14 protein-coding genes and 1 pseudogene are annotated in these 16,022 nt (G+C 72.4%); 8 read left to right on the top strand and 7 right to left on the bottom strand.

Going from position 1 to position 16,022, the window contains the following annotated elements:
• Window positions 1–22: 22 nt before the first annotated feature.
• Window positions 23–484, bottom strand: coding sequence for a DinB family protein (locus tag RI138_RS03055; protein ID WP_311122797.1), 462 nt, complete (start codon window positions 482–484; stop codon window positions 23–25).
• Window positions 485–743: 259 nt separating this feature from the next.
• Between RI138_RS03055 and RI138_RS03050 the strand changes: the two genes are divergently transcribed.
• Window positions 744–1,649 carry a Gfo/Idh/MocA family protein gene (locus RI138_RS03050; RefSeq protein ID WP_311118662.1) on the top strand — a complete coding sequence of 302 codons (906 nt, stop codon included), beginning with the start codon at window positions 744–746 and terminating at the stop codon, window positions 1,647–1,649.
• Here the strand turns inward: RI138_RS03050 and lnt are convergent.
• From lnt to RI138_RS03035, 3 genes are all read right to left on the bottom strand, one after another.
• Window positions 1,573–3,180 (bottom strand): apolipoprotein N-acyltransferase, encoded by a 1,608-nt coding sequence (gene lnt / locus RI138_RS03045; RefSeq protein ID WP_311118661.1) that lies wholly within the window; start codon window positions 3,178–3,180, stop codon window positions 1,573–1,575. The genes RI138_RS03050 and lnt overlap by 77 nt on opposite strands.
• A gap of 172 nt (window positions 3,181–3,352) precedes the next feature.
• A complete protein-coding gene (locus RI138_RS03040; RefSeq protein ID WP_311118660.1) occupies window positions 3,353–3,823 on the bottom strand; it encodes a nuclear transport factor 2 family protein in 471 nt (156 codons plus the stop codon).
• A 77-nt stretch (window positions 3,824–3,900) separates the two neighbouring features.
• A complete protein-coding gene (locus RI138_RS03035) occupies window positions 3,901–4,773 on the bottom strand; it encodes a universal stress protein (RefSeq protein WP_311118659.1) in 873 nt (290 codons plus the stop codon).
• Window positions 4,774–4,967: 194 nt separating this feature from the next.
• Between RI138_RS03035 and RI138_RS03030 the strand changes: the two genes are divergently transcribed.
• Entirely contained in the window at window positions 4,968–5,639 is a 672-nt protein-coding gene (locus RI138_RS03030) for a hypothetical protein (protein ID WP_311118658.1), read from the top strand.
• Window positions 5,640–5,910: 271 nt separating this feature from the next.
• Window positions 5,911–6,513: a sigma-70 family RNA polymerase sigma factor gene (locus tag RI138_RS03025; protein ID WP_311122796.1), complete on the top strand. Its 603-nt coding sequence runs from the start codon at window positions 5,911–5,913 to the stop codon at window positions 6,511–6,513.
• Window positions 6,514–7,160: 647 nt separating this feature from the next.
• On the opposite strand, the pseudogene RI138_RS32535 reads toward RI138_RS03025, so the two are convergent.
• Window positions 7,161–8,045, bottom strand: a pseudogene (locus tag RI138_RS32535) (recombinase family protein); the annotation flags it as partial.
• Between RI138_RS32535 and RI138_RS03015 the strand changes: the two are divergent.
• From RI138_RS03015 to RI138_RS03005, 3 genes are read left to right on the top strand one after another with little or no spacing between them, the layout of a single operon-like run.
• Entirely contained in the window at window positions 7,938–8,513 is a 576-nt protein-coding gene (locus tag RI138_RS03015; RefSeq protein ID WP_311118657.1) for a TetR/AcrR family transcriptional regulator, read from the top strand. The pseudogene RI138_RS32535 and the gene RI138_RS03015 overlap by 108 nt on opposite strands.
• Window positions 8,514–8,529: 16 nt before the next feature.
• Window positions 8,530–8,940, top strand: a complete 411-nt coding sequence (locus tag RI138_RS03010; protein WP_311118656.1) for a (R)-mandelonitrile lyase — start codon at window positions 8,530–8,532, stop codon at window positions 8,938–8,940.
• 28 nt (window positions 8,941–8,968) lie between these two features.
• Window positions 8,969–9,583 (top strand): DUF4865 family protein, encoded by a 615-nt coding sequence (locus RI138_RS03005; RefSeq protein WP_311118655.1) that lies wholly within the window; start codon window positions 8,969–8,971, stop codon window positions 9,581–9,583.
• A 29-nt stretch (window positions 9,584–9,612) separates the two neighbouring features.
• Here the strand turns inward: RI138_RS03005 and RI138_RS03000 are convergent, their stop codons facing one another.
• Window positions 9,613–9,897 carry a hypothetical protein gene (locus tag RI138_RS03000; RefSeq protein WP_311118654.1) on the bottom strand — a complete coding sequence of 95 codons (285 nt, stop codon included), beginning with the start codon at window positions 9,895–9,897 and terminating at the stop codon, window positions 9,613–9,615.
• Between the two features lie 265 nt (window positions 9,898–10,162).
• Between RI138_RS03000 and RI138_RS02995 the strand changes: the two genes are divergently transcribed.
• Window positions 10,163–14,320, top strand: coding sequence for a bifunctional nitrate reductase/sulfite reductase flavoprotein subunit alpha (locus RI138_RS02995; protein ID WP_311118653.1), 4,158 nt, complete (start codon window positions 10,163–10,165; stop codon window positions 14,318–14,320).
• A 24-nt stretch (window positions 14,321–14,344) separates the two neighbouring features.
• On the top strand, window positions 14,345–14,902 hold the full coding sequence (locus RI138_RS02990; protein ID WP_311118652.1) for an AAA family ATPase: 558 nt from the start codon (window positions 14,345–14,347) through the stop codon (window positions 14,900–14,902).
• Window positions 14,903–15,043: 141 nt separating this feature from the next.
• On the opposite strand, the gene RI138_RS02985 is transcribed toward RI138_RS02990, so the two are convergent.
• Window positions 15,044–15,916, bottom strand: coding sequence for an undecaprenyl-diphosphate phosphatase (locus tag RI138_RS02985; protein WP_096629767.1), 873 nt, complete (start codon window positions 15,914–15,916; stop codon window positions 15,044–15,046).
• Between the last annotated feature and the right edge of the window lie 106 nt (window positions 15,917–16,022).

Here is a 16,022-nt window from a genome sequence, read left to right as displayed (position 1 = left end):
GCCCGGCGGTGCACCGGTTCGTTCACTCGCCGGTGGCGCCGTCGACGCGCTCGCGCAGCAGGTCGGCGTGGCCGTTGTGCCGGGCGTACTCCTCGATCATGTGCGTATAGATCCAGCGGAGGCTGAACGGCTCGCCGGACGAGCCGACGCCCTGGGAGAAGTCGTCCAGGCCGAACGCGGCGGCGCTCCTGCGGGCCGCCGCCGTCTCCGCCAGCCACACGGATTCCGCCTCGGCCCAGGTGTCGGACTCCGTGACTGTGAAGTCCCCGTCCGGGTCCTCCTCGGTGGAGTAGAGGTCCGGCAGCTCCGCGCCCTCCAGGATCTCGCGGAACCAGAACCGCTCCACCTCGGCCAGATGCCGTACGAGGCCGAGGAGGGTCAACGCGGAGGGCGGGACGGACGCCTCGCGCAGCTGCGCGTCCGTGAGACCGGCGCACTTCAGAGCGAGCGTCTCACGGTGGTGGTCGAGCCAGCCCTCCAGCATGGGGCGCTCGGCGGCGTCCAGAGCGGGCTCGGAGCGCTGGGGCAGTGCGGAAGAGGTCGCGGAGGGGGACGCGGAAGACGACGAAGACGACACGGAAGGAGCCGTGGAAGAAGTCATGGCGGCCATCCTTGTCCATGATCATGTCCCTGGCCAGGGGTTTCGCCGGGGAACCGGCGAGCGGGGCCGCCACGGACCGGACGTATGCTGCCGTGGCGGAACAGCGGAACAGCAGTGCGTCACGGCGAACAGGGAGACCCTCGTGAAGATCGGTTGTATCGGGCTGGGCGACATCGCGCAGAAGGCGTACCTGCCGGTGCTCGCCGCCGTCCCAGGGGTCGACCTGCATCTGCAGACCCGCACCCCCGCCACGCTCCACCGGGTCGGCGACGCCCACCGCGTTCCGGCCGGCGCGCGGCACACGAGCCTTGACTCCCTGCTCGCCGAAGGGCTGGACGCGGCCTTCGTGCACGCGCCGACCGCCGTGCACCCGCAGATCGTGGAGCGGCTCCTCGACGCCGGGGTCGCCACCTATGTCGACAAGCCGATCGCCTACGAGTACGCCGAGTCCGAGCGGCTGGTGAACCTCGCGGAGGAACGCGGCGTCAGCCTCGCCGTCGGCTTCAACCGGCGGTTCGCCCCGAGCTACTCGCAGTGCGCCGAGCACCCGCGCGAGCTGATCCTGATGCAGAAGAACCGGGTGGGGCTCCCCGAGGACCCCCGCTCCATGATCCTCGACGACTTCATCCACGTCGTCGACACGCTGCGCTTCCTTCTGCCGGGCCCCGTCGACCACACCACCGTGCGCGCCCGGATCGTGGACGGCCTGATGCACCACGTGGTGCTCCAGCTGTCCGGTGACGGGTTCACGGCGATCGGCATGATGAACCGGCTGAACGGCTCGACCGAGGAGGTCCTGGAGGTCTCCGGCCAGGACACCAAGCGTCAGGTCCTCAATATCGCGGATGTCATCGACCACAAGGGCCAGCCCTCGGTGCGGCGGCGCGGCGACTGGGTTCCGGTGGCCCGCCAGCGCGGTATCGAGGCCTGCGTCCACGCCTTCCTCGACGCCGTGCGCGAGGGCGGGACACTCAGTGCCCGGGACGCTCTGGCGACCCATGAGCTGTGTGAGCGGGTGGTCCGGGAGGCCCTGGAGCAGGCTTCCTGAGGGCCCGCACCCCCACGGCGGCGCACAGTACGGCCATCGCCCCCATCGCCCCGTACACCGGCCAGTCGCCCAGGCGGCCGTAGAGCGTGGTCCCGCGGGCCACCGGCACGTCGAACACCTCCGCCGCACTCGCGTCCGTACCGAGCGGGCGGCCCAGCCGTTCACCACGGGGCCCGTACGCCGCGCTGACCCCGGTCAGCGTGGCGTGCACCACGGGGCGGCCGTTCTCGGCGGCCCGCAGGGCCCCCAGCGACGCGTGCTGGGCCGGGGCCCAGCTGTCCTGGAACGTCGAGGTGGCGGACTGGGCGACGAGCACCTGCGCACCGTCGCGGACCAGCCGCCTGCTCATGTCGGGGAACGCCGACTCGAAGCAGACCAGCGGACCGACCCGGAGCCCCCGGGCACCGTCCGGCAGGGGCATCACCACCTGGCGGTCGCCGCGCAGCCGGTCCTCGCCCGCCGCCCGCCCCACGGAGGTAACCCACCCCAGCAGAGCGCGGGCCGGGACGTACTCACCGAACGGGACCAGACGCATCTTGTCGTAGCGGTCCCCGGTGGGCCCGTCCGGCCCCACGAGCACCGCCGACTTGAAGATCCCCGACCTCCCCGTGCCGTTGGTCTGCCGGGCGTCCACATTGACCAGCAGATCGGCGCCGACCCGGCGGGACAGCTCCGCCAGTCGCCGCGCGGTCTCCGGGTCCTGCCACGCGCCCGCCCCGATGCTGCTCTCGCCCCACACCACCAGGTCCACCCCCCGGCCCTCCAGCGAGCGGGTCAGCTCCTCGCCCCGGTCGAGGCGGCGCGCGACACTGCCGGGCCCCTCGATGACGCCCGGCTGCACGACGGCGATCCGGGCCGTGCCGGTGCTCTCGGGCCGGGGTGCCCACGCCCACATCGCGGTGACGGACAGGGCGCACACCACCAGTGCGACACCGGCGGTCCGCCGGGCGGCCGGCACGGCGATCAGCAGGGCCGTGCCGGTGTTCACCGCGAGCACCAGCAGGCTCACCAGCCACACCCCGCCGACCGAAGCCACCCGCAGGGCCGGGGAGACCTCCCACTGACTCGCGCCGAGCAGGCCCCAGGGACCGCCGAGCCCTTCCCAGGAGCGGACCAGCTCGATCATCAGCCACCCGGAGGGCACGATGATCACCGCGGCCACGGCCCGCCATGCGGAGGGCGCGCCGCCGAGCAGCCGGAACACCAGCAGCCCCCAGGGGATCCAGAGCAGCCCGAGCAGCGCGGCCAGCAGCACGATGAAGACATGGAGGCTCGGCATCAGCCAGTGGTGCACGGCGATGACGAAGCCGATCCCACCGATCCAGCCGTCCAGCGCCGCCCGGCGGGGCGTGCCCGCGCCGCGGATCAGCAGCAGCCAGGGGACGAGGGCCACATAGGCGAACCACCAGAGGCCGGGTGCGGGAAAGGCCAGCGCGGGCAGTGCCCCGGCGAGCAGCGCCGCCCCGGCACGGCCCCAGCGGGAGGCGAGGAGCCGGTCACGGGCCGAGGGCCCGCCGTCCGGGGTCCGCATGCCGTGGCCTCCTCGGTGGTGCGCGGGCGGTCGGCTGCCTTCTCCGGTCCGCCCCCGTGTACCCCGGTGCCGGTCCGCCCCTGTCCACCCAGTGTGGGGCAGGTGCTCCCCGCCGGACAGGGGACACGGCCGTGCGGGGCATGCGGCCCTGCCCCGCCCCGGCCGATGCGGCCTACCCGCTCGGTGCCCGCCGCCACTTCTCGTTGACGGTGACCGTACGGATCAGCCAGCCCGGGTCGGCGCGGCGCAGCTCGAAGGTGTAGCGGCCGCCGGTGACGAAGTCGGGCGCGTTGTCCGCTCCCGCGTCATCCTTCCGGGCCAGGCGCATCGGGTTGAGGTAGTCGGCCCGCACCTGTGCCCGGTCGCCCGGATAGCCGCCCAGGTCCTCCAGCTCGATGCGGCGGTTGACGATCAGGTGCTGGCGGACGGGGAAGAGGCTCATCGTCTCCGCGAGCCACCGGGCGATCTCGTCGGCCGGGCCCTCGGCCCCGCCCGCTTCCCGGTAGTCCGCGCGGCCGTCCTCGGTGAACAGGGCTCCGTAGTCCGACCAGGCCCCGTCGTCCACGGCCACCGCGTACCCGGTGATCACGTCATCGATGGCAAGCCGGTCCAGTACGGTCGCGAGTGCCACACGCTGTGTCATCGGGCAAGTCTCGGTCAAGCAGCCCGCCAGGCCAAGAGGTCCGCAGCGGGGAGGCGGCCTCACAGGGGTGGCACCGCTCAGCAGGGCACGACCGCGACCGGCCCGAGCGCGTGCGTGAGCGTCGTCTGTGCCACCGGGGACAGCCCGAGCCCGAGCGACTCGCCGCCCCTGCGGCGGCCGATCACCGTCAGCGCCGCGGTCGCCGACGCGGTCACCAGGGTGCGTGCGGCGGAGCCGTTGACCGGCTCCCGGACGATCTCCACCTGCGGGTACTTCTCGTGCCAGCCCGAGGTCAGCTCCGCCAGGGTTCGCGCGGCCGAGCCCGCCGCCGCCTCCCGGTCCAGGGCGGGACCGCCCGCGAGCATCGAGGAGAACATCGTCCAGCCGTGCACGATCCGCAGCCGCGCGTCCGGCCGGGAGGCCGCGGTGGCGAAGGCGAACTCCAGGACCGCCTCGCTGCTCTCGTCGGCGGCCACCCCCGCCACGATGTCGGTGAAGACCTCCAGGTCCCCGGGCTGGTCGTCCTCCTCAGGACGGCCGTCCTGCACGACCACTACCGGACAGCTCGCCATCGATGCGGTGGCGAGACTGTTGGAGCCGATCATCAGCGACCGGAAGCCGCCGAGCCCTCGCGAGCCGACCACGATCATCGAGGCGTCCCGGCCGAGCGAGACCAGCGCGGCCGACGGGAAGTCCAGAGGCGCAAGCGTCGAGGGGCGCAGATCCGGAACGGTCCGCGCGCTCCGGCGTACGGCGTCGGCCAGCAGCTCGTCCGCCTCGCGCCGCCGGGTCTGCTCGTCGGCCTGCCGGGTGAGCGGGCGGACGTGGACGATCAGCAGGGGGAGCCGGCGCCGAGCGGCCTCGTGCGTGGCCCAGTCGAGCGCCTGCCAGCTGTGCGTGGAACCGTCTACGGCGGCGATCACGGGAAGATCGGTATCGGTAGTGGTCATGTCTCCGAGCGTACGTCTGCGGGTGCGCGCCTCCCGTCGTCGGAGCAGTCGGGTGGGGGGCGGGGAAAGTTCCCGGCACTCTTTTGTGATGTGAATCACACTTGATGCTCCTGGGGTAAACAAGGTGAACCCCGGCATTTGTCGCCTACGGCCCCCTTCTCGCCGGGGTGGGTGGTGCTGGCACGATGGCCGCCATGGGAGCCGGAACCGCACTCCGACTCGGGCGCACCGCGCTGTTCGCCTTGGTGTGCGTCGCCGTGTCCGGGCTCGGCCACGCGCTGATGTCCGGCACGCCCCTGCCTCTCTCCGTCCAGGCCGCCGCGCTGCTGCCGGTGGGCGGCGCGGGGTGGTGGCTCGCGGCACGGGAACGGAACGCTCCGGTGACCGTCGCGGCCCACGCCTCGGGCCAGTTGGGGTTGCACGGCTTCCTCAGCGCGGCCGGTTCCTGGCTGCCGTCCGGTGCCGGTGCGCACCGCATGGGCGGCTCCCACCATCTGCCGGGCGCGATGAGCCACTCCGCCCACGACATGTCGATCGGAGGCCCGTCGGACCTGATGGGGGTTCTGGCGGCCTTCGATGGCTCGCTGTTCACCACGGGCATGGCAGCCGCCCACGCGATCGCCGGGCTCATCTGCGGCTGGTGGCTGTGGCGCGGCGAGGTCGCCGCCGCCCGGCTGGGCCGCTCCCTGGTGCTGTTCGTACGGGCCCCGCTGCGGTCGGCCCTGCGCCTGTGGTCCGCGACACCGCCCGCCCCGGCGGACCCCGCCCCACGGCGCACCTGCCGCAGGCCCGGCCGCCGCCGGGACCTTCTCGCCCGGCACAGCGTCTCCCGGCGAGGGCCCCCGTACCGCCTCCGCCTCCTCTGACCTGAACTCCATCCGCCCTTACGGCCCCTTGCGGGCCGGAGGCGGTACGGGTGTGCGCGTCGCGCACACCCGTGACAGGCATGCCGGTCCACGGGGGCGCCCCAGGGCGTCCGGGGCCGGTGACCGGACCCGGAGGCCGTTGCCGGCCGCCGGCTCCGCTAGGACGCGAAGGGCTGCTGTGACACTTCCTGCCCCCACACTGCGAGGCACCGCACCACCGGCACCCGGGCTTCCCGCCCGGGTGCCCACCGCCCGGCCCCCGGTGATCCGGGTGACCGCCGCCCGCCCGCCCCGGGCCCCCGCCGCCCGGCAGAACGACGGCCAGATCACCGACTGGGCCCTGGCGGCGGGCGGCGGGGACCGCGAGGCCGCCGACCGGTTCGTCCGGGCGACCTACGAGGACGTCCGCCGGTTCGTCGCCTACCTCAGCGCGGACGTCCCGGGCGCGGACGACCTGGCCCAGGAGACGTATCTGCGGGCGATGAGCGGGCTGGCCCGGTTCGCGGGCCGTTCCTGCGCCCGGACCTGGCTGATGTCCATCGCGCGGCGCGTCGTCGTCGACCGGTACCGCACCGCCGCCGCGCGCCCCCGGACCGCCGACACCGCGGACTGGCAGACCGCGGCCGAACGCGCCCAGCCCCGCCATCTGCCCGGGTTCGAGGAGTCCGTGGCGGTGCTGGACGCCCTGCGGCGACTGGACCCGGCGCGGCGCCAGGCGTTCGTCCTGACCCAGTTGCTGGGGCTGTCCTACGAGGACGCCGCGGCCGCCGCCGGATGCCCCATCGGTACGGTGCGCTCCCGTGTGGCGCGCGCCCGCCGCGAACTGGCCGGGCAGTGGCGCACCGAACCGGCCGACCCCGTACGCGTGGGATAGGCGGCGTTCCGACGTTTCACCTCGCCGCCCGGATGCGGTCGCCGCGAGGTGAAACGCCGTTCAGCGGACGGTCGCGGGCGCGGACGTCTACGAATCGGTCTCGATCGTGGCGCTCGTCGGGATCCAGGCGGGTGATGGCGCAATCATGGGCGCATGTCACGGCCTTCGACGCACTTGCGCAGCCCCGAGTGGTTCTCGGTGGACGCGTCGGTGCTGAATGTGGCACTGGTGTATCCGATGCAGGGCCCGGCGGGGATCTTCGGGCCGGGGTGCGAGACGTGTGTGCGGCTGGCCGTGGAGGAGGTCAACGGTTTGGGGAACATCGGTGCAGCCACTAACGCTAAGCACTTGGTCATGGTCATGAGCTGAGCGTTGTGGCGTCCGGACGGGGTTGGGGGACGCCGGAGGAGTGCCGCGAAGTCAGCGTGGGCCACCTCGATGGCTTCGGGGTACGCCTGGGCCTTCTCGTGTTCGGCGAGGGCCCGGTAGATGCTCGCGACGGAGGGGCTGTGCCCCTTGCGCTTGCCGGTGGGGATGAACAGGTCGGGCTGGATCTGCTCGACGGGCTCGCCGAGTGCCTTGCGGCGCAGGACGGTGTGCGGCATGTCGTCGGTGATGACCGGGGGCCGACCGCCGTGCTTGCCCTTGCGGGCCGCGGCATCGAGCCCCTCCAGCGTCGACTCCCGGATGGTCTCCCGCTCGGTCTCCGCCATCGCCGCGAAGAAGCCGAGCAACAGCTTGCCCGGCCCGGTGGGGTCGTAGATGCCGGGCAGCGGCCCGGAGAGCATCTCCAGTACCAGGCCGTGCTCAGTGAGGTGGTCGGCGAGGGCGGTGAGCTCGGCCGCGTCCCGCCCGAGTCGTTTCATCTCGTACACCGTGAACAGGGCCCGGCAGTGCGGCGCGTGGGCCCTGATCTCCCGGGCGCTCTTCAGAGCCTCCTCGAAGGCGGGGCGGACCTTGATACGGGTGCTGATCTTCTCGCTGAAGATCTTTTCTCGCTCGATGCCGTGCTTGGCGAGTGCGTCCAGTTGCGAGTCGAGCTCCTGCCCGAGCGTCGAGCAACGACCGTAGCCGATACGGATGTCAGCGCTCGGCAGGTCCGGATCGACCGCGGCGGGCACCGGAGCCCCGGGGCGCCAGGGCTGGCCGGGCCCGCGGTCGGCCGGCGTCTGCACCCGCAGCTCCTTCGCGAGCTTCGGCACCTTGGTGAAGCGTCCGGTGTGATACGCGCTCGCGACCGCGGCGGAGCGCGAGCGGCACGGCGAGCCGGGAGCCGCCTTGGACCTCGGGCACGGATGGCGTTCGACGAGATCGGCTTCCGACCCGGTGGGCGGGGAAGGTTCTTGAGGTCCGTCATGAGCCCGGGTTTTCGCGCTGCCAAGCGTTCGGGATCTTCTGTACCTATGAGTATGTACACTGCTTGCATGAGCGCTGCGGAACGTCTTGTCGAGAGCACTCGCGAACTGCTGTGGGAACGCGGTTACACCGGCACCAGCCCGAAAGCGATCCAGCAGCGGGCCGGCGCCGGGCAAGGAAGCATGTACCACCACTTCGCTGGAAAACCGGACTTGGCGCTCGCCGCGATCCGGCGCACCGCCGAGGAGATGCGCGCCAGGGCCGAGGAGCAGTTCTCCACACCGGAGACCGCGGTAGATCGCATCACCGCGTACCTGCGCCGGGAGCGGGACGTCCTCAAGGGCTGCCCGATTGGGCGCCTTACCCAGGACCCGGATGTCGTGGCCGACCCTGCGCTGCGGGCCCCCGTCGACGAAACCCTCGCCTGGCTGCGGGAACGCCTTGCCGACTTGCTGGTCGAGGGGCGCGAGCGCGGCGAACTGGGTGCCGCGCTGGACCCGCAGGCGACCGCCGCGACTGTCGTCGCGGTACTGCAAGGCGGCTACGTCCTGGCTCGCGCTGCCGACTCCGTGCAGCCATTCGACCAGGCGATCACTGGGGTGCTGGGCCTCCTGGCCGCACATATCTCCACCACCCACGAGTAGAGAGGTCCTGCGTTTCATGCGTGTCTCCCGTACGCCGCAGCCCACCGCCGTCGCACCACCCGAATGGGTTTCCGGCGCGGCATGGGTCGACGAGCTCGCCGCGCCCGAGGAACCCTCGCGCTTCCGGGTTGACAGCGTTCACTTCGCGCCGGGCGCCCGCACCGCGTGGCATCGCCACCCCCTCGGCCAGGTTCTGCACGTCACCGAGGGGACCGGGCTCGTCCAGTGCCGCGGCGGAGAGGTGCACATCATTCGCGCCGGAGACAGTGTGCGCGTCGCGCCGGGCGAGTGGCATTGGCACGGCGCCTCTTCCAGCACCTTCATGACGCATCTGGCCATCCAGGAAGTCGCCGAGGACGGCACCGAAGCCGAACGCGGCCCCCATGTCACCGAGGCCGAATACCTCACCGGCCCGCTCGCCCACTGATTACCCACGAACAAAGGCAGTGCCGTCCGTGTACGCAAAGCAGTACGAGATCACCCTGCCCGCCGACTACGACATGAAGATCATCCGTAAGCGGGTCGCCGAGGGCGGCCACGTCCTCGACGACCGGGCAGGACTGGGTCTGAAGGCGTATGCCATCCGTGAACGCGGCATCGACGGCTCGCCGGTCAACCAGTACGCCCCCTTCTACCTGTGGAACGACACCGGTGCGATGGCTCACTTCCTCGTCGGTGGCGGAGGATTCCAGAACATCGTTCGGGACTTCGGCCGCCCCGTCGCCCGGCATTGGGCCGGCATTGCCTGCCATGCCGGCCCCGCCCGCTCAGCACTTCCCAAGGCAGCCTCGCGCCGTCTCATCCCGATACCTTCCGACGCGGACCTGGACGGCACCGGACTGGGCCTGTCCGCGCTGATCGAGCGGGAGGTCGAACAACTTCGACGGCTCTCCGGACATGACGGCGTACACACCGCTGCACTGGCCGTCGACCCTCACCATTGGCAGCTGCTGCGGTTCGTGGTGTGGGCGGACTCCTCCGCGCCGGACGAGGAGGCGACCGAGCGCTACGAGGTGCTGCACCTGTCTGCCCCCGGCCTGGGTGACCTGCCGGAGGGACAGGGCTGGTAGCGCCTGCGCCCCGCGATCGCCGCCGTCCGCTACGCCATCTCCTCGTCCTCGTCCTCGTCCAGCTCGGGGGCGTCCGGGGCGCGCAGCGGGCGCAGGCCCTGGCGCGGGGTGGAGGGGGTGAAGCTGTAGCGGCCCAGGACGTTGAGGTTCTTGAACTTCAGCGGGGAGAGGCGGTCCGGGAGGCGCTGAGCGTGTGACGGCGGCGGAGCGGCGCGACCAACGCCAGCAGCATCGCGCGCCGCTGCCCGATCCGCGCGCGCCACCTCCGGGCCCGCGCCCCGTGGGCCCGGTGTCTCTCCTGCCGTGTCCGGCACCGGGCGGCTCTCCCGCCCCCGGTGTCTCTCCAGTGGTCGGCCGCCCCGGCCGGAAGTGCCCGACCCCGGCCGTGGCCGACGACTGCCCCGCGCGGGCCCGGCCGCCGGGAGCCTCACCGAGGGTCCGGGGGCGGTGTGCAGGCGACGTAACCGGTGTTGTTCGCCCGGTGTCATCCCTGGGTAACGGGCCTTTCCTAGATTCGGAGGTGCCCGCTGCCCACCCCGCGTCCCTCCGGGAACGCCCGACCCCCGAAGGGCCCCGCCCATGACCGTGCCGACCCCGCCTCCGTACGCCCCAGCCACCGACCGGGTGCGTACGGTCTGCTCGTACTGCGGTGTCGGCTGCGGGATCGTCCTGGACATCGCCACCGGCCCCGACGGCCGCCGGGGTGTGCTGAAGGCGTCGGGGGACAAGGAGCATCCGTCGAACGCCGGCCGGCTGTGCACCAAGGGAGCGACCGGCGCGGACCTGCTCGCCGCACCGGGGCGGCTCACCACGGCCGTGACCCGGGCCGACCGCAGCGAGCAGCCCGTCCCGCTCGGCCGGGACGCCGCGATCGCGGAGACCGCGCGTCGGCTGCGGTCCGTGCTGGACACCCACGGCCCGGACGCGGTGGCGTTCTACGTCTCCGGCCAGATGACGCTGGAGGCGCAGTACCTCGCCAACAAGCTGGCCAAGGGCTTCATCGGGACCAACACCATCGAGTCCAACTCCCGTCTGTGCATGGCGAGTGCGGGCAGCGGCTACAAACTGTCCCTGGGCGCGGACGGGCCGCCCGGCTCCTACGAGGACTTCGCCCACGCCGACGTCTTCCTCGTCACCGGGGCCAACATGGCCGACTGCCATCCGATCCTGTTCCTGCGGATGATGGAGCGGGTCAAGGCGGGTGCGAAGCTGATCGTCGTCGACCCCCGGCGCAACGCCACCGCCGCCAAGGCCGACCTGTACCTGCGCATCCGCCCCGGTACCGACCTGGCCCTCCTCAACGGGCTGCTGCACCTCCTCGTCGAGAACGGCCACACCGACCCCGGGTTCATCGCCGAGCACACCGACGGCTGGGAGGCGATGCCCGCCTTCCTGCGCGACTACCCGCCCGCCACCGTGGCCGGCATCACCGGTATCCCCGAGGCCGACATCCGACAGGCGGCCCGCTGGATCGGCGAGGCGGGCGAGTGGATGAGCTGCTGGACGATGGGGCTCAACCAGAGCACGCACGGCACCTGGAACACCAACGCGCTCGTCAACCTCCACCTGGCGACCGGGGCCATCTGCCGCCCCGGCAGCGGCCCGTTCTCACTCACCGGCCAGCCCAACGCCATGGGCGGGCGCGAGATGGGCTACATGGGCCCGGGGCTGCCCGGCCAGCGATCGGTGCTCGACGCCGATGACCGGGCCTTCACCGAGGAGCTGTGGGGGCTGGAACCCGGGACGCTGCGCGCGGACGGATCGGGCAGCGGCACCGTCGACATGTTCCGGCGGATGGCCGAGGGGGAGATCAAGGCCTGCTGGATCATCTGCACCAACCCGGTCGCCTCGGTCGCCAACCGCAGAACCGTCATCGAGGGCCTGGAGGCCGCCGAATTCGTCGTCACCCAGGACGTGTTCGCCGACACCGAGACCAACGCGTACGCCGATGTCGTGCTGCCCGCCGCGCTCTGGGCCGAGTCCGAAGGCGTGATGATCAACTCGGAGCGCACGCTCACCCTCTCCCGCCGCGCCACCGATCCGCCGGGCGAGGCCTGGCCGGACTGGCGCATCATCGCGGCGGTGGCCTGCGCCATGGGGTACGAGGACGCCTTCGGCTACACGAGCGCCGAGGAGATCTTCGCCGAGATCACCCGGGCGTCGAACCCGCGCACCGGCTACGACCTGCGCGGAGTGACGTACGAGCGGCTGCGCGAGACCCCCGTGCAGTGGCCCAGCGCCGCGGTCGACGGCCCCGCCCGCAACCCCGTGCGGTACCTCAACGACGGCGTGAGCCAGGAGCTGGCCGTACGGCCCGACGGCAGCGTGCCGAGGCTCGCCTTCCCGCTGCCCGGCGGCCGCGCCGTCTTCCACGCCCGCCCGCATCTGCCCCCGGCCGAAATGCCCGACGAGGACTTCCCGTTCGTCCTCAACACCGGGCGGCTCCAGCACCAGTGGCACACCCTGACCAAGACCGCGAAGATCGGCAAGCTGAACCGGCTCGACCCCGGCCCGTTCGTGGAGATCCACCCGGAGGACGCTGCCGCCCTCGGACTGGCCGAGGGCGACGGCGTCGAGGTCGCCTCGCGGCGCGGCCGTGCGGTGCTCCCGGCCCGGATCACCGACCGCGTCCGGACGGGGGAGTGCTTCGCCCCGTTCCACTGGAACGACCTGTTCGGGGAGTACCTCGGCGTGAACGCCGTGACCAACGACGCGGTCGACCCGATCTCCTTCCAGCCCGAACTGAAGGTCTGCGCGGTACGGCTGGCGAAGGTGGCCGCCCCGGCGGTGCCACGGAACGGCCAGAAGCGGCAACGGCCCGCGCTCATCGCGGCCTTCGGGCTCGCGGACACCGCCCCGCCCGTCCTCACCGACCCGGAACGCCGCTATCTGGCCGGGTTCCTGGCGGGCCTCGGCGACCGGCCGTCGGGCACTCCGGTGCTCCCCGAGCACGCCCCGTTCGCCCCGGACCACGCCCTGTGGGTCAACGGGGTGCTGGCGGGCACCTACTCCCGGCTCCCCGCCGCCGAGCCCGCGCCCACCGCACCCCCGGAACCCGGCCCGGACGGGGACGAGGGCAGGCCCGTCGTGGTGCTCTGGGCCTCGCAGACCGGCAACGCCGAGGAGGTCGCCGCCTCGGCCGCGCGCACCCTGGCCGCCGAGGGGCACCGCACCTCGCTCCTGGGCATGGACGAGGGGACGCCGGAGGCCCTGCCGCGCCCTGCCGATCTCCTCGTCGTCACCAGCACCTTCGGTGACGGCGACGCCCCCGACAACGGCTCCGGCTTCTGGGAGTCGCTCAACGCCCCCGGAAGCCCCCGCCTGGAGGGCGTCCGCTACGCCGTTCTCGCGCTCGGGGACTCCTCGTACGACGACTTCTGCGGCCACGGCCGCCGCCTGGACGAACGGTTCGGGGAGCTGGGCGCGGAGCGGCTGGTCCCGCGTACCGACTGCGAACCCGACTACGAACAGCCCGTGGACCAGTGGCTCAAAGAGGTCCGTGCCGCGCTGGAGGCGCCGACGGAGTCGACGGAGGCGCTGGAGGACAACGCGGCCCCGGCCGGGCGTGCCCCGGCACCCCGGGCCCCGGCCGTCCCGGCCGTCCCGGCCGTCCCCGCCCGCGCCGTCCCCGTCCCCGCCCTCCTCACCGGGAACCGGCTGCTGAGCCTGCCCGGCGCGACGAAGGAGGTCCGCGCGTTCACGCTCGACACCCGGCACGGGGACACCCCGCTGACCTACGAGGCCGGGGACGCCCTCGGAGTGCAGCCGCTCAACTGCCCCGAGCTGGTCGCCGAATGGCTGGCCGCCACCGGACTGGACCCCGCCGACGGGGTGGACGTCCCCGGCCACGGCCAGGTCGCGCTCGACGAGGCCCTCCGCCGCCACCTCGACATCACCCGCATCACCCCGGACCTGTTGCGCCTGGTCGCCGACCACACCGGGGACCGGACCCTGAAGAAGCTGCTGCGCCCGGACAACAAGGGCGAGCGGGACCGGTGGACATGGGGCAGGCAGGCCGTCGACGTCCTCGCCGAGCACCCCGCCCGGGCCACGGCCGCCGAGTGGGCCGCCGTGCTCAAACCGCTGCGGCCCCGGCTGTACTCCATAGCCTCCAGCCCGCTCGTCGACCCCCACCGGATGCGCCTGACGGTCTCCGTGATCCGCTACGAGAGCCACCGCGGCCGGACACGCAAGGGTGTGGCCTCCACCTTCCTCGCCGACGCCGCGCCGGACAGTCCCGTGCCGGTCTTCGTCCAGCGCAACGAGCGCTTCCGCCCGCCCGCAGACCCGGCCACCCCGATGGTCATGGTGGGGCCCGGAACCGGGGTCGCCCCGTTCCTGGGCTTCCTGGAGGAGCGCCGGGCGCTGGGGCACTCCGGCGCCAACTGGCTGTTCTTCGGCGAGCAGCACCGGGCCACCGACTTCTACTACCGTGAGGAACTCGACGCACTGCGCCGAGCGGGTACGCTCACCCGGCTGGACACCGCGTTCTCCCGCGACCAGCGGGCCAAGGTCTACGTCCAGGACCGGATGCGTGAGCACGGCGCCCAGCTCTGGTCCTGGCTGCGTGAGGGGGCCCACTTCTACGTCTGCGGTGATGCCTCCCGGATGGCCAAGGACGTCGACCGTGCCCTGCGCGACATCGCGGTCGCCCACGGGGGTCTCGACCCCGAGGCGGCGGCGGTCCAGGTCAAGCAGTTGGCCTCGGACCGCAGATACGTGCGTGACGTGTACTGACCGAGGTGACCGAAGGGCGTGGCCATGGGGTGGACGGAAGTCCCGGTGGACGCGGAACCGGCCCCGGGGACGGTCCTGCTGAGCGGTATCCCCGGCAGCGGCAAGAGCACGGTGGCCGCCGCGCTCGCCGCCCGGTTCGCCGCCTCGGCCCACATCGAGGTGGACGCCCTCCAGGACCTCATCGTCTCCGGCGGCCGGTGGCCCGCACCGGAGCCGGACGAGGAGGCGGACCGGCAGATCTTCCTCCGGGCCCGCAACGCCTGCCTGCTGGCGGACAGTTTCGCCGCCGCGGGCTTTCTGCCGGTCATCGACGACGTGGTCGTACGCCGGGCCCACCTCGACTTCTACCGACGGCGGATCGCCCTCGGGCCGCTGCACTTCGTGGTGCTCACCCCGGGCGCGGCGAAGGCGGGGGAGCGCAACCTCGCCCGGGACAAGCCGCTCACGACGGACTGGTCGTTCCTGGAGAGGGCGATGTGCGCCGAGGTGGCCGACGAGGGCGTCCGGATCGACAACTCCGAGCTGACGGTGGCGGAGACGGTGGACGCGGTCCTGGCGGCGACGGGGCTCGTCACCCCCTGAGCCGTCGGTGCGACCGCGTTGTCAGACCCTCGTCCTACGGTGGTGACATCTATCCGCGCTGCTGGCTGCTGCGCTGCTGGATCGTCCCGCCCGGCTGCTCCCGGGCGGGACGCACACCTGACTGTGGACCGAGGGCTGTCCTCAGCCCGCCGACTCACCCGCGTGCGGGCTCAGTACACCCGCCGAGACGAGGACGAAGATGACGATGCCGAGAATGATGCGGTAGATGACGAACGGCATGAAGGACTTGGTGGTGATGAACTTCATGAACCACGCGATGACGGCGTATCCGACGAAGAACGCCACCAGGGTCGCGAAGATCGTCGGGCCCCAGGAGACGTGTCCCTCGCCCACGTCCTTGAGCTCGTAGGCGCCCGAGGCGAGCACGGCGGGGATCGCCAGCAGGAAGGAGTAGCGGGCCGCCGCCTCACGGGTGTAGCCCATCAGCAGACCACCGCTGATCGTCGCGCCCGACCGGGAGACCCCGGGGACCAGCGCCATCGCCTGGCAGCAGCCGTAGATCAGGCCGTCCCGGACGCCGAGGTCCTTGAGGGTCTTGCGCTCCTTCACCACGCGGTGCCTGCCGCCCGATTCGTCGCGTGCGGCCAGCCGGTCGGCGATGCCGAGGACGATGCCCATGACGATCAGGGTCGTCGCGATCAGCCGCAGATCGCGGAACGGCCCCTCGATGTGGTCCTTGAGCGTGAGGCCCAGCACCCCGATGGGGATCGAGCCCACGATGACCAGCCACCCCACCTGGGCGTCGTGGTCGGAGCGCATCGCCTTGTCGGTCAGCGAGCGGAACCACGCCGACACGATCCGCGCGACGTCCTTGCGGAAGTAGATGAGCACCGCCGCCTCCGTGCCGATCTGGGAGATCGCCGTGAACGCCGCCCCCGGGTCCTGCCAGCCGGCGAACGCGGCGGTCAGCCGCAGATGGGCGCTGGAGGAGATCGGCAGGAACTCGGTCAGTCCCTGAACGAGTCCCAGGACGAATGATTCGAACCAGCTCATGGGGCTTTGGCCATCCCGGAGGTGATCGTGCATCGGCCACGAGCAAGGTGCCCGTCGGCGGCGTGCGGCGTGCGGTCAAGGACATCACGAAAGAGGGGCCCGGGCC

Source organism: Streptomyces durocortorensis (assembly GCF_031760065.1).
In the GTDB taxonomy this organism is placed as follows: Bacteria; Actinomycetota; Actinomycetes; order Streptomycetales; family Streptomycetaceae; genus Streptomyces.
The sequence above is the reverse complement of the archived record's forward strand: the minus strand, read 5'-3'. Positions and strand labels throughout refer to the sequence as shown.